Here is a 12,178-nt window from a genome sequence, read left to right as displayed (position 1 = left end):
CTGTTTTTTTACTGTTTCACATCAATACGAACCAGTGCTTTTTTCAGCGCAATTTCCGCACGGGCTACGTCCACTTCCGCACCATGGCTGCGGAGACGTTCTTCCGCACGGGCTTTGGCCGCCTGTGCCCGGTTCACGTCAATCTCGTCGGGCCATTCGGCAATTTCCGCAAGAAACGTTACTTTTTCTCCCAGAATCTGCACAAAGCCTGCATGGACTGCCGCTTCTTTTTTGCCGTCCGCTTCTGTAATGGTTACAATTCCGGGAGCCAGTACGGTAGTCAGAGGGATATGGTGTTTGTATACACCCATCTCTCCGTCCACGGAAGTGAATTCCACCATGGAGGCTTCCCCTTTGTATAACACACGGTCCGGCGTGATGATTTCCAACTGAAAGTATTTATTTTCCTCTGCCATGTGCTCACCCCCCTATTTCATGCGGGCGCGAACTTCATCAATTGATCCTGCATTCAGGAAATGGCCTTCCGGAACATCGTCATGTTTTCCTTCCAGAATTTCCTTAAATCCTCTGAGGGTTTCTGCAATAGGCACATATTTTCCGTCCATTCCGGTAAACTGAGTTGCCACAAAGAAAGGCTGAGACAGGAATCTCTGTACTTTTCTTGCGCGGTTTACCACCAGCTTATCGTCTTCCGACAGCTCGTCCATACCGAGGATTGCAATGATATCCTGCAGTTCCTTGTATCTCTGTAAAATCTCCTGCACGCCGCGGGCCACTTCAAAATGCTCCTGTCCTACCACACGGGGGTCCAGAATACGCGAGGTGGAATCCAGCGGATCCACCGCCGGGTAAATACCAAGCTCCGCAATAGAACGGGATAATGTGGTAGTTGCGTCCAGATGGGCAAATGTAGTTGCGGGAGCCGGGTCTGTCAGGTCATCCGCCGGTACATAAACTGCCTGTACGGAAGTAATGGAACCGTTCTTTGTAGAAGTGATACGCTCCTGCAAAGCACCCATTTCTGTCTGCAGCGTAGGCTGATAACCTACGGCGGAAGGCATACGTCCCAGCAGTGCGGACACCTCGGAACCTGCCTGGGTAAAACGGAAAATATTATCAATAAACAGCAGCACGTCTTTTCCGCCTTTGTCACGGAAATACTCTGCCATGGTAAGTCCTGTCAGGCCTACACGCATACGTGCTCCAGGGGGCTCGTTCATCTGTCCGAACACCATACAGGTCTTGTCAATAACCCCGGACTCTTTCATTTCATAGTAAAGGTCGTTTCCTTCACGTGTTCTCTCACCTACGCCGGTAAATACGGAGTATCCGTCATGCTCTGTGGCAATGTTATGGATTAATTCCTGAATCAGCACGGTTTTGCCCACGCCGGCTCCGCCGAACAGACCAATCTTTCCACCTTTCTGGTAGGGGCAGAGCAGGTCAACGACTTTGATACCGGTCTCCAGCATTTCCGTGGAAGTAGCCTGTTCCTCAAATGTGGGAGCTTTTCTGTGAATCGGCATGTATTCCACATTTTTCGGCGGCGCTACTTCGTCAATGGGCTCGCCCAGCACATTGAACATACGTCCCAGTGTCTGCTCGCCAACCGGAATGGTAATAGAGGCTCCCGTTGCTTCCGCATCCATGCCCCGGACCAGTCCGTCTGTAGAACCCATGGCAATACACCTTACCGTATCATCACCCAGATGCTGAGAAACCTCCACAACCAGACGCTTTCCGCCTTCCAGCGGAATATTGATTGCTTCGTTGATTTCCGGCAGGCTGCCTTCAGAAAACTTGATATCCAAAACAGCACCGATAATCTGAGTGATTTTACCTATATTCTTATCTGCCATAATTTCACTCCTTAAAATTGTTGATGGCTGAATTTCACCTCAGCCTGATTTCATATCAGAAGTGCCTTACCGGCACTTCTGCCCGCGGCTGCCTCGCCGCCTCCGGCAGCTTCTTCCTCTGGCCCGGCCTGCGATAATCCCTCAGACTTCTGTTTCCCTCAGCCTGATTTCATATCAGAAGTGCCTTACCGGCACTTCTGCCCGCGGCTGCCTCGCCGCCTCCGCGGCTTCTTCCTTTGAGGCAGCCTGCGATAAACAGGCCATGTTCTTAAAGCGCTTTGCGCTTTAAGATATGGCCTCGGCGCCGGCAATAATCTCTGTCAGCTCCTGTGTAATAGAGCCCTGACGCGCTCTGTTATATTTCAATGTCAAATCACTGATCATTTCTTCTGCATTGCTTGTTGCGGAATCCATCGCCTGCATTCTGGCGCCGTTTTCACTGGCAACCGCTTCCACCAGCGCACCATAGAAAAGGCTTGTCATGTACTTGGGTATAATTAAATCCAGTGCCTCTTCCTCATTGGGCTCATAATTCATCAGCACATTGCTGTCCGCCTCTTTCAGTTCTGCTTCGTCAAATTCCACCGGAAGCAATTTCATCAGAGTGGGTTCATGGCTGACGGTATTTTTAAAATGGGTATATGCAAGGTAAATTTCCCCGATTTCCCCTCTGGTAAAAGCACCCAGAACTTCCTTGCAGATTGCGGAAGCATCTTCATAAGTGGGGCCCTCGATTACGTCCGAATAGTCCCCCTTCATCTCATAGCCTTTCCGCTGCAGGGATTCCTTCGCCTTACGCCCGATAATGTAAATCTGAGCTTCTTCTCTGGGAATACCGCTGTCGGTAACCAGCTTCACAATATTGGAATTGTATCCGCCGGCCAGTCCCCGGTTGGAGGCAATGGTAATGATTGCTTTCTTCTGAGAGCTTCCCGCTTTCAGATAGGGATGGCTCATATTTCCTGACCTTGCAAGCATTGAGGTTACAGTCTGATACATGTAATTAAAATATGGATTGGACTGCTCCGCACGGTTTTTCGCTTTCTGCAGTTTAACGGTAGAAACGAGCTTCATGGCTTTTGTGATTTGCTGCGTACTTTGTATGCTGCCTTTTCTTCTTTTAATGTCCCTCATGGACGCCATAAACATTCACCACCCGTCTACTTAAATTGTGCCTTACATTCCTCAATGGCTTTTACAAGTACGGTTTCCGTTTCTTCTTTGATTTCTTTATCTCTGCGGATTGATTCCGGAATTTCCGGATATTTGGTATCCACAAATTCAAACAGCTCCTGCTCGAATCTGAGAATGGATTCCACAGGTACATCCAGAAGATATTTCTTCGTAGCCGCATAAATAATCATAACCTGATATTCTACCGGCATGGGTCTGTACTGAGGCTGCTTTAACATTTCACGGATTCTTTCACCCTGTGCCAGCTTCTCCGTAGTATCCGCATCCAGTTCAGAGCCGAACTGAGCAAATGCTGCCAGCTCACGGTACTGTGCCAGCTCCACACGGATGGGAGCCGCAATCTTCTTCATAGCCTTAATCTGTGCGGAACCGCCTACTCGCGATACGGACAGACCCGCATTGATTGCCGGGCGGAAACCTGCGTTGAACATTTCTGTTTCCAGATAAATCTGACCGTCTGTAATGGAAATTACATTCGTGGGAATATAGGCGGAAACGTCTCCTGCCTGTGTCTCAATAATGGGCAGTGCTGTCAGAGAACCGCCTCCTAATTTTTCAGATAATCTGGCCGCACGTTCCAGCAGCCTGGAGTGCAGGTAAAATACGTCTCCGGGATACGCCTCACGTCCGGGCGGACGTCTCAGAAGCAGGGAAAGGGTACGGTATGCGGTAGCATGTTTGCTCAGGTCATCATAGACAACCAGCACATCCTCGCCTTTTTCCATCCACTCCTCACCAATCGCACATCCTGCATATGGTGCAATATACTGTAAGGGAGCCAGCTCGCTGGCAGTGGAAGCAACCACGGTGGTATAGTCCATAGCGCCAAACTCTTCAAATGTCTTTACAATAGTTGCAACGGTAGAAGCCTTCTGTCCAATGGCAACGTAAATACATTTTACACCCTGTCCCTTCTGGTTAATAATGGTATCCACCGCAATGGCTGTTTTTCCCGTCTGGCGGTCTCCGATGATCAGCTCACGCTGTCCCCGTCCGATAGGCACCATGGAGTCAATAGCCTTAATACCTGTCTGCAGCGGTGTATCTACGGACTTTCTGGAGATAACACCGGATGCCACTCTTTCTATCTGTCTGAATTTTGTGGTTTCAATGGGGCCCTTTCCGTCGATGGGCTGTCCCAGTGCGTTGACTACGCGTCCGGTCATGGCGTCGCCTACCGGAACCTCAACCACTCTTCCCGTTGTCTTAACGGTATCCCCTTCATTGATATTCTTATGGTCGCCCAGCAATACGGCGCCCACATTATCTTCTTCCAGGTTCAATACCATTCCATAGACTTCTCCGGGAAATTCCAATAACTCGCCCTGCATGGCATTTTCAAGACCGTGAATACGGGCAATTCCGTCTGCCACCTGAATTACCGTACCGACGTCCGATACTTCAAGCTGAGACGCATACCGTTTCACCTGCTCTTTTATAACTGAACTTATTTCCTCCGGTTTTAAATTCATGGAGCGCATTCACCTACTTTCAACTGTATTTTTGATAATTCCCTGGTAAGGCTCTGCAGTTTATGTTTCACACTGCTGTCCACCACTCTGTCACCAATCCGAATTACCATGCCGCCGATTAAACTTTCATCCACATCGTAATGCATTTCAAATTCCACATAGCGGGTGGTTTCCAGTAATTTCTGCTTAATCTGCTCTTTCTGACTGTCTGCAAGCGGCATGGGTGCAGTCACATAAGCAGTGCCGATGTTTTTATATTCCTTTACCTGGTCAATGAAATATGTGAATACAGATTCCATTTCACCATAGTGACCCCTGGAAACAAGCAGACGCATAAGCCCGGTGATTTCATCATGGGCTCTGCCCTTAAAAATCCGTTCCAGAATCTCTATTTTTTCTTCTTTTACGATTTTCGGGTGATTCATCAGTTTGGAAAGCTCGTTGTCTTCACGAAGAATCTGCTGTATGCTTCTTGCTTCTTCCAACATTTCATCCACCTGACCAGATTCCACAGCAAGCTCAAACAGTGCATCCCCATATGTTTTGGATACTAGCTTTGCCATGTGCTCTCACCTATTTCCTTCAATGTCTCCTCCACCAGCGCGTCCTGAATGGATGTATCAATGGAGGCTGTCACTACCTTGCCTGCCATCATGGAAGCAATGGTAATCATTTCCTGTTTTGCCTCGTCCATAATACGTTTCTTCTCCAGCAATGCTTCTTCGTTGGCACGTTTTATGATACGGGCAGCTTCTTCCTTCGCCTCATCTACAATCCTGGTTTCATTTTTCAGGGCTTTCTGGCGGGCCTCACTTAAGATTTCCTCAGCTTCTTTTTCGATTCCTCTGATTTTTGCATCATATTCCGCTTTGACAGCAGCAGCTTCTTCCCTGTCCTTCTTTGCGGTGTCAATATCATTCTTAATGCGGTCCTGTCTGTCCTTCAACATCTTCTTTGCCGGATTAAACAGCAGATAAGACATTAAGGTAAACAGAAACAATATGGCAAGAATCGAGAGAACCGTGTCATGCAAAAGCTGCGGATTTAAGCCAAATAACTGTTCCAAGGCCTGTCCTCCTTTCATCTGATTTGTGCTGCTTTCTGCACATTAAGGGATGCCCTTATTTTAACGGCTGCACAAACATCAGAAGGATTGCAACCAGCAAACCATACAGACCGGTTGTCTCCGCTACCGCCTGACCTAAAAGCATGGTAGAAGTAATGTCTGATTTTGCTCCCGGATTTCTTCCTACTGCGGATGCCGCATGTCCTGCTGCGATACCCTGTCCAATACCAGGTCCGATACCTGCGATAACCGCAAGACCTGCACCGATTGCTGAACAAGCTCTGATTAATTCTGCTCCTGTAATGTTATCCATAAGATTTTTCCTCCTTGCGTTTTCTTATAATTATTTCATTAATAAACTGGTTACGGATGTTACTCTTCCTCTCCGATTGCATTGCTGATGTATGTCATGGTCAGCATACAGAATACATACGTCTGGATACAGCCTGAAAATACATCAAAGTACGCATGTAATGCTCCTGGCCAGAAATATGCACCCTTTGACAGCAGCGCATAAATCAATGCCATAATAATGGTTCCTGACAGTACGTTTGCAAACAAACGCAGAGACAGAGAAATCGGCACTGCGATTTCACTGATCAGGTTAATCGGAAACCAGATTGGCAGCCATGGCGGCAGCGGGGAACACATATCTGTCCATATGGCCTTTGGCGTCTGATATTTAAACTGATTAAAATGAATCAGGATAAAACTCAGCAGCGCCAGCGGCAGGGTTACACCGTAATCCGCTGTGGGCGGCCGCAGTCCGAACAGGCCGGAAAGGTTGGACACCAGGATAAATATAAATATGGTTCCCACATAGTTGACAAATTTCCCGCCGCTTTTTCCCATAACGCCGTGAACCATGCCGTCCAGTTTTTCCACAATCAGTTCCACCACATTCTGAAAGCCTCCCGGTACATCTGATGCATGTTTCATGGCACGGTTGGCTGCAAGCGAAAACCCGATCAGAATTATCATAACAATTAAAATGCTCACATGGGTTGTGGTAATCCAGAAGGTATGTCCAAACAGCTCGTAGGAAAACAGACCGTGTACCATAATATCAATGTCTGCTCCGGAAGACAGTAAAATTGAACTCTGCACTCTCTCACCTCCTTTTATTTTCATGGCTGCAGGCGCTTTTCTCCTGCATGGCAATCATAAATTTATGTGTAACAGGCTGCAAATAAGCAGATACTTTCAGCCCCATCACCCCCGCAAACATGGCAAGTACGTTGCCCAGTTCAAAATACCAGACAACGATAACCCCAAGAACTACTGCCAGATAGCGCAGCACGGCATACAGAGACGCTTTTCGGTAAGAGCGTTTCTCTGCCATGGCCTCCACCGTATCAAGGATAACCACAGCCATATTGACTGCCAGCCCCATGGCCAGAATAATTCCCGCCCAAAGCCCCACGCTATACTGCACCTTATCTTCCACGAACCATACGCCGACAATCTGAATCATAAATCCGTAGAGCACTATGCCGAGCAACAGTTCCGGAAGGGCCTGATTAATCCTTCTTAACATGAACGGTATCCTTTTCTTTCTGATTATGCTGCTCCCCGGAAGTCCCATGACGCCGGGAAGATGTATCTTCGGAATAAATTTTCCTGGCCATAATGAAAATATTGCGGAATCCGGCCAGAGCTCCCACTGCAAACAACGGAATCGTAATCCAGTCTATGGAAAATTTCTTTCCGATGTAAACCCCTGCCAGCACACACAAAAAAATTGGTACCAGCATGTTGATTCCAAACTGCGTAATTAATGTGAGAGAACGATATACGCTTTTTTTGTATTTCACATGGGTACCTCCGCTGTCATACAGTAATTTCCATACATATGAAATTATTATATCCATTTTTTATGAAAATGTCTATCCATTTCTTGTATTTTTCACGTAACAGTTCCGCCATGGCCTGTTTCTGTGTGAATCATGCCCGCATGATTTAAATGGCGCGAGCTGAATTGTTACAGAACCATCTTCACTTCCCGGTTTGTATGGGTATACTGATAATACCGCACGCCTGCCGCATCCAGCATCCGCCTGGAAGCAATCACCGAAGGAGTGTCCCTGTATTTGTCACTGTCATATACCACGGTCCTGATACCTGCCTGGATAATCGCCTTGGCGCATTCATTGCAGGGAAACAGGGAAACATAGAGTTTCGCCCCTTCCAGGCTGCCGCCCCGGTAATTCAGAATAGCGTTTAATTCACTGTGGGTCGTATAGAAGTATTTATTGTCCAGGGGCTCCCCTTCCCGGTTCCAGGGAAATTCATCATCGGAACATCCCGCAGGGAACCCGTTGTAACCCATGGACAGAATTTTATTGTCCGGACTGACAATGCAGGCTCCCACCTGTGTGCCCGGATCTTTGGAGCGCATGGCGGAGAGCATTGCCACTCCCATAAAATACTCATCCCAGCTAAGATAATCCTGTCTCTTACTGCTCATATTACACCTCGCTTATTTTGTGCCGAAAATCCGGTCTCCCGCATCTCCCAGACCGGGAACGATATAACCATGGTCATTCAGCCCCTCATCCAGGGCTCCCACATACAAATCCACATCCGGATGGGCCTGCTTCATGGCCTCCACCCCTTCCGGCGCTGCGATAATACAGAGAAAATGTATATTTCTGACGCCTTTTTCCTTCAGCATCTGAATAGCAGCTACTGCGGAGCCTCCTGTGGCCAGCATGGGGTCCACTACAAACACTTCCCGCTCCGGACAGTCCTCCGGCAGTTTACAGTAATATTCCACGGGCTCCAGCGTGTCCGGATCCCGGTATAATCCGATATGGCCCACCTTTGCCGCCGGAATCATGGCCAGCATTCCGTCCACCATGCCAAGGCCTGCCCGCAGAATGGGAACTACCGCCAGTTTCTTTCCTTTTAATTCCCTGACAGTTGCAGTACAGATTGGCGTCTCAATCTCTATATCCGTAAGTTCCAGATTCCTGGTGGCCTCATAGCACATCAGCATGGCAATCTCTCCCACCATTCCCCGAAAATCCCTGGAACCGGTAGAACTTCTGCGCAGCCAGCCAATTTTATGCTGAATCAGCGGATGTTCCATAATTGTCACTTTTCCCATATGTTTCTTCTCCTTCGTTTATTAGATTTACCAGCTTTCGTATGGTTTTATTCAGGGTTTCATAGCAGATTCCATAGGACTGCAGCGTCCCTCCATAGGGATTGAGAATCTCCAGCTCATCTCCCGTTAAATCTGTCAGTACCTCCACATCCACGCCGGCGCTTTCTTCATATTCTTCCAGTATCTTCTGTTTCTGAGCAGCTTCCATGGTAATAATCAGATGTTCCGGAACCAGATCTTCCGGGGCAAGCTGTTTCGACATCTGATTTTCCCCATTGATACCGTTGCTGATTAACACCGCCTCCACCTTCTGGTTCAAAGGCTCCGGAAACAGCACCACCAGTCCCCGGCTCTCTATTTCCATGGGAAATTTCAGGATATATTCTTTCATAATGGCCTCTGCCATAGGTGCACGCGCTGTACCGCTGTTACATACGAAAATAATTTTACTGTATCTTTTCATACCCGCCACCTTTCCGGTCTCCGTTTATACTTCTATTACATGATGTCCGGCCGCTTTCAGCAGACGGTTCATAATCGCCTGTCCGATTCCGGCTGTGGAAAAACTTTCTGAATATATGATTTCCGCATTCAGCTCATCAAATTCCCTTAAAATTCTGTATAAATGCCGGGCAATGGTATCCTCATCCGCCCTGGTTCCAATGCTTTTTACAATGCCGTAACGGTATCCGCCTCTGGTCTCATCAGTACTTATAATTCCCACCGTTCTGCCTTTTACTTCCTCTTTCCCGGCCAGTTCATTGATTTTTTCCCGTACTTTTTCTCCGGCTCCGGACACCAGAATCAGTTCTCCTGCAGGGGCATAATGCCTGTACTTCATTCCCGGTGCTTTGGGACGAATCTCCGAATCTTCCGGATTAAGTCCCGGATCTGTCCGGAGTTCCCCGATTACACCCCGTATCATTTCTTCCGTAATATAGCCAGGCCTTAAAATCATGGGGATTTCCTCTGAAAAATCCACAATAGTAGACTCAAGGCCAATCCCCACCGGGCCTCCGTCCAGAATCATGGGAATCCGGCCCTCCATGTCCTGAGCCACATGTTCCGCTTCGGTGGGGCTCGGCCTGCCGGAACGGTTTGCGCTGGGCGCGGCGATAAATCCGCCGCCTGCTTCTATCAATGCCAGCGCCACCGGATGATCCGGCATACGCACCGCCACTGTCTTAAGGCCTCCGGTGGTTTCCAGCGGAACAGTTTCCTGTTTTTCAAAAATCATGGTCAGCGGCCCCGGCCAGAATATTTCTGCCAGCTTCCGGGCCTGTTCCGGCACCCTTACAGCAATTTGTTCCAATGCTTCCATACTGGAAATATGTACAATCAGCGGATTATCCGAGGGACGTCCTTTGGCTTCATAGATTCTGCGGGAAGCCTGTGGGTTCAGGGCATCCGCTCCCAGTCCATATACTGTCTCCGTGGGAAAGGCCACCAGTCCCCCCTGACAGATAATCTGACCTGCTGCATGGACGTATTCTCTGATTCGCTCTTTATTCTGTTTGCCTTCCGTAACATTTACAATTACTGTTTCCATATGATTACCTGAATGAATTCACACATTTTTATGGATGTTGCAGCAAATGCAAAATCCTGGTCTGAGCTGTTATGTTCCTTCTTTCCTGCCCGTCCGTTCTGTTTCTGAGTCTTATTATCCCATAATCAGGTAATCTTCGCAACCACTACATCATGTAGGAAAAGAACCATTTTCACACTATTGCAAAAATGGTTCTTCCTGATGCTTCTTATTCGGCAGTTGAATATAATCTATATTGTTTTTATATCCCGGTCAGTTATCCTGTTCCTATCAGCACTTTCTTTCCCTGAAATGCAAAACCATAACGATGAATCCGTGCTTTTGGAATTCCCCGTACAAGGAGCTGCGCTGCATAGTCTTTTTCCTCAATCTGGCGAAGGGCAGCTTCCACCGTATCCTGCAGCGTGGCTTCTTCGGTCTGGTCAAACACCTTAAATTCCAGTAACACCGCATCATCCTCTTTCGGATTTCTTGGCTCAAGCATCACATCATATCTGCCATAACCGCTCTCCCTGTTAGAGGTAATCACGTAACGTCTTCGCAAATCCACAAGCAGTCCAAGCACAAATCCATGGTAAAAACGTTCCGGCGTTCTGGATGAAGGTCTTTTTCCCGTATCAAAACTGCTGAATATTTCCAGGCTGATTTCATTCATATAGACATTCATTCCCCTGATATCACCCTGCAGCATTGCTCTGACAAAATCATTGTAATCTGCATCCACACTCCGGAACCATCCGCGCACCATACCATGAAACATCCGCTCCACCTCATAATTGGTAAGAGCCAGCTCATATCGGACCTCTTCACCATATTCCAGTTCTTCTTCTCCTTCATGATTCAGCACTTTCAAATATCCGGCTGCCAGAAGCAGGCTCCAGATTGCGGTCTCATTTTCATCCAGCTGATGATACGCAATTTGCTCATCCACAGGCGTCCGAATACTTCTTCCCTGCAGCAGTTCTTCAAACTTCTCCTTTATACTGCGGTTTCCCTCCCGCAGCAGCTTGCTTACCAGACTGTTTGAACTGGTATTCGCCCAATAAGTATGATACTTTCCGGTATCCAGAAAATTCAGAACAGACCATGGATTATAGATACCGGAATTTCCTCCGAAAATAAAACCGTCATACCAGCGCTTTACTTCTTCCTGTTCTGGTCCCAGACCACATTCATCCAGTGCTGCAAAAACCTCTTTTTCTGTAAAACCAAAAGAATCAGCGTACTCCTCCGATGTGGCAGAAACCACTTTTAAATTGTTAAGGTCCGAGAAAATGGACTCCTTACTGACTCTGGTAATTCCAGTCATAATGGCCCGCTCCAGCCATGGATTGGTTTTAAACATGGCATTGAACATACTCCTGGTAAAAGCAGCCAAATCCTTCCAGTAGCCGCCCACATACGCCTCCTGCATGGGAGTATCATACTCGTCCAGAAGAATAATAACCTTTTTTCCATAGTAGCGATACAGATATTTTGAAAGATAATGTACAGCCATTGTGGCGTCCACATCATCCATATCTGTGGTAATCCGGCTGAAAAACTCCCGTTCTCCCCCTTCCAGGCATTTTTCTTTCAGGAGAAATGAATATTTCATATATAATTCTGCAATCATCTGGCATATCTTTTTTCTGGTATCGGCATAATTAGCTTCTTTCACATTGGCAAACGACAGGCTAATCACAGGATATGTTCCCTGCAGCTTCTGATAATTTTTATCCTTCCAGATGGAAAGCCCCTCAAACAAATCTCCTCTGTTCTGATAATCCACCGAGAAGAACTGCTCTGTCATACTCATATTCAGGGTCTTTCCAAAACGACGGGGACGTGTAATCAGAGTTACATCATCTTTTCTCTCCCACCATTCACGGATAAAGTCTGTTTTATCCACATAAAAACAATGATTTGTAATCATTTTTTCAAAATTCTGCACCCCGATTGCTACCGTTCTCGCCATAACTGCCTCCT

The 12,178-nt window shown here is 47.5% G+C and carries 15 protein-coding genes; all 15 read right to left on the bottom strand.

The window, feature by feature from the left end:
• Positions 1 to 8: 8 nt before the first annotated feature.
• The gene (gene atpC, locus VSQ32_17895; protein MEH2944661.1) at positions 9 to 416 is read right to left on the bottom strand and encodes an ATP synthase F1 subunit epsilon; all 408 of its coding nucleotides are present in this window, start codon (positions 414 to 416) and stop codon (positions 9 to 11) included.
• A 12-nt stretch (positions 417 to 428) separates the two neighbouring features.
• Complete coding sequence (gene atpD, locus VSQ32_17890; GenBank protein ID MEH2944660.1) at positions 429 to 1,820, bottom strand: F0F1 ATP synthase subunit beta; 1,392 nt, start codon at positions 1,818 to 1,820, stop codon at positions 429 to 431.
• A 285-nt stretch (positions 1,821 to 2,105) separates the two neighbouring features.
• A complete protein-coding gene (gene atpG / locus VSQ32_17885; protein ID MEH2944659.1) occupies positions 2,106 to 2,963 on the bottom strand; it encodes an ATP synthase F1 subunit gamma in 858 nt (285 codons plus the stop codon).
• 17 nt (positions 2,964 to 2,980) lie between these two features.
• Positions 2,981 to 4,486 carry a F0F1 ATP synthase subunit alpha gene (atpA, locus tag VSQ32_17880; GenBank protein MEH2944658.1) on the bottom strand — a complete coding sequence of 502 codons (1,506 nt, stop codon included), beginning with the start codon at positions 4,484 to 4,486 and terminating at the stop codon, positions 2,981 to 2,983.
• Complete coding sequence (gene atpH, locus VSQ32_17875; GenBank protein MEH2944657.1) at positions 4,483 to 5,049, bottom strand: ATP synthase F1 subunit delta; 567 nt, start codon at positions 5,047 to 5,049, stop codon at positions 4,483 to 4,485. The genes atpA and atpH overlap by 4 nt, the downstream gene beginning before the upstream one ends.
• Positions 5,037 to 5,552 carry a F0F1 ATP synthase subunit B gene (gene atpF, locus VSQ32_17870; GenBank protein MEH2944656.1) on the bottom strand — a complete coding sequence of 172 codons (516 nt, stop codon included), beginning with the start codon at positions 5,550 to 5,552 and terminating at the stop codon, positions 5,037 to 5,039. The genes atpH and atpF overlap by 13 nt, the downstream gene beginning before the upstream one ends.
• Before the next feature lie 55 nt (positions 5,553 to 5,607).
• Complete coding sequence (gene atpE, locus VSQ32_17865) at positions 5,608 to 5,865, bottom strand: ATP synthase F0 subunit C (GenBank protein MEH2944655.1); 258 nt, start codon at positions 5,863 to 5,865, stop codon at positions 5,608 to 5,610.
• 59 nt (positions 5,866 to 5,924) lie between these two features.
• Positions 5,925 to 6,659, bottom strand: coding sequence for a F0F1 ATP synthase subunit A (atpB, locus tag VSQ32_17860; GenBank protein ID MEH2944654.1), 735 nt, complete (start codon positions 6,657 to 6,659; stop codon positions 5,925 to 5,927).
• 4 nt (positions 6,660 to 6,663) lie between these two features.
• Positions 6,664 to 7,089, bottom strand: a complete 426-nt coding sequence (locus VSQ32_17855; protein ID MEH2944653.1) for a hypothetical protein — start codon at positions 7,087 to 7,089, stop codon at positions 6,664 to 6,666.
• On the bottom strand, positions 7,073 to 7,366 hold the full coding sequence (locus tag VSQ32_17850; GenBank protein MEH2944652.1) for an AtpZ/AtpI family protein: 294 nt from the start codon (positions 7,364 to 7,366) through the stop codon (positions 7,073 to 7,075). Before VSQ32_17850 ends, VSQ32_17855 begins: the two co-directional genes overlap by 17 nt.
• A 167-nt stretch (positions 7,367 to 7,533) precedes the next feature.
• On the bottom strand, positions 7,534 to 8,019 hold the full coding sequence (locus VSQ32_17845) for a dCMP deaminase family protein (GenBank protein ID MEH2944651.1): 486 nt from the start codon (positions 8,017 to 8,019) through the stop codon (positions 7,534 to 7,536).
• A 12-nt stretch (positions 8,020 to 8,031) separates the two neighbouring features.
• On the bottom strand, positions 8,032 to 8,661 hold the full coding sequence (upp, locus tag VSQ32_17840) for a uracil phosphoribosyltransferase (GenBank protein MEH2944650.1): 630 nt from the start codon (positions 8,659 to 8,661) through the stop codon (positions 8,032 to 8,034).
• Positions 8,618 to 9,124, bottom strand: a complete 507-nt coding sequence (locus tag VSQ32_17835) for a phosphotyrosine protein phosphatase (protein MEH2944649.1) — start codon at positions 9,122 to 9,124, stop codon at positions 8,618 to 8,620. The genes upp and VSQ32_17835 overlap by 44 nt, the downstream gene beginning before the upstream one ends.
• Before the next feature lie 24 nt (positions 9,125 to 9,148).
• Complete coding sequence (locus VSQ32_17830) at positions 9,149 to 10,210, bottom strand: L-threonylcarbamoyladenylate synthase (protein MEH2944648.1); 1,062 nt, start codon at positions 10,208 to 10,210, stop codon at positions 9,149 to 9,151.
• Positions 10,211 to 10,466: 256 nt separating this feature from the next.
• Complete coding sequence (locus VSQ32_17825) at positions 10,467 to 12,167, bottom strand: AAA family ATPase (GenBank protein MEH2944647.1); 1,701 nt, start codon at positions 12,165 to 12,167, stop codon at positions 10,467 to 10,469.
• Positions 12,168 to 12,178: the final 11 nt, after the last annotated feature.

Source organism: Lachnospiraceae bacterium JLR.KK002 (genome assembly GCA_036941025.1).
GTDB lineage: Bacteria > Bacillota > Clostridia > Lachnospirales > Lachnospiraceae > Petralouisia.
Note: the sequence above shows the minus strand (reverse complement) of the source record. Positions and strands in the feature narration are given on the sequence as shown.

Excerpts from the sequence above, each read along its gene's own strand:
- VSQ32_17845 (MEH2944651.1), bottom strand. The coding sequence starts at position 8,019 with ATGAGCAGTAAGAGACAGGATTATCTTAGCTGGGATGAGTATTTTATG.
- atpG (MEH2944659.1), bottom strand. The coding sequence starts at position 2,963 with ATGGCGTCCATGAGGGACATTAAAAGAAGAAAAGGCAGCATACAAAGT.
- atpA (MEH2944658.1), bottom strand. The coding sequence starts at position 4,486 with ATGAATTTAAAACCGGAGGAAATAAGTTCAGTTATAAAAGAGCAGGTG.
- atpC (MEH2944661.1), bottom strand. The coding sequence starts at position 416 with ATGGCAGAGGAAAATAAATACTTTCAGTTGGAAATCATCACGCCGGAC.
- atpD (MEH2944660.1), bottom strand. The coding sequence starts at position 1,820 with ATGGCAGATAAGAATATAGGTAAAATCACTCAGATTATCGGTGCTGTT.
- atpH (MEH2944657.1), bottom strand. The coding sequence starts at position 5,049 with ATGGCAAAGCTAGTATCCAAAACATATGGGGATGCACTGTTTGAGCTT.
- VSQ32_17825 (MEH2944647.1), bottom strand. The coding sequence starts at position 12,167 with ATGGCGAGAACGGTAGCAATCGGGGTGCAGAATTTTGAAAAAATGATT.
- upp (MEH2944650.1), bottom strand. The coding sequence starts at position 8,661 with ATGGGAAAAGTGACAATTATGGAACATCCGCTGATTCAGCATAAAATT.
- VSQ32_17830 (MEH2944648.1), bottom strand. The coding sequence starts at position 10,210 with ATGGAAACAGTAATTGTAAATGTTACGGAAGGCAAACAGAATAAAGAG.
- VSQ32_17855 (MEH2944653.1), bottom strand. The coding sequence starts at position 7,089 with ATGTTAAGAAGGATTAATCAGGCCCTTCCGGAACTGTTGCTCGGCATA.
- VSQ32_17835 (MEH2944649.1), bottom strand. The coding sequence starts at position 9,124 with ATGAAAAGATACAGTAAAATTATTTTCGTATGTAACAGCGGTACAGCG.
- atpE (MEH2944655.1), bottom strand. The coding sequence starts at position 5,865 with ATGGATAACATTACAGGAGCAGAATTAATCAGAGCTTGTTCAGCAATC.